The following is a 479-nucleotide window of genomic DNA, read 5'->3' as shown; positions in this document are numbered from 1 at the left end:
GATGAATGTCGACTGGTCGACCGACGACGCCGCCAAGTACCGGTTCCGTCAGGATCCCGGCTCGGAAAACGCCATGGCTTCGGTGAAGATCAATTTCCCGAGCCCTGATGGCGTCTACATGCACGACACGCCGCAGCAGAGCCTGTTCGGCAAGATGTTGCGTTTCGATTCCTCGGGCTGCGTGCGCGTGCAGAATGTGCGCGACCTCGTCACCTGGATCCTGCGCGACACGCCCGGCTGGGACCGCCAGCATTTCGAGGCGGCGATCAAGACCGGTGAAAACACGCCGATCCAGGTCACCAATCCGGTGCCGGTCCACTTCCTCTATCTCTCGGCCTGGTCGACCGGTCCGGGCGTGGTGCAGTTCCGCGACGACGTCTACGCGCTTGATGGCAACAACGAGCTGCAGATCACGTCCGCGCTTTAAATATTTGATTTCTATTTAAAAAGGCCGCCTCTCAGGGCGGCCTTTTTTCATT

General features: G+C 59.5%; 1 protein-coding gene. It reads left to right on the top strand.

Features of this window, described 5'->3' with window-relative positions; translation table 11 throughout:
- Positions 1-427, top strand: a 427-nt coding sequence (locus EN879_RS38465; RefSeq protein WP_164774967.1) for a L,D-transpeptidase family protein, incomplete at its 5' end; no start/stop codon positions are given.
- Positions 428-479 lie beyond the last annotated feature (52 nt).

It is taken from the genome of Mesorhizobium sp. M7A.F.Ca.AU.002.02.1.1 (genome assembly GCF_003998535.1).
Taxonomy (GTDB): Bacteria; Pseudomonadota; Alphaproteobacteria; order Rhizobiales; family Rhizobiaceae; genus Mesorhizobium; species Mesorhizobium ciceri.
Note: the sequence above shows the minus strand (reverse complement) of the source record. Positions and strands in the feature narration are given on the sequence as shown.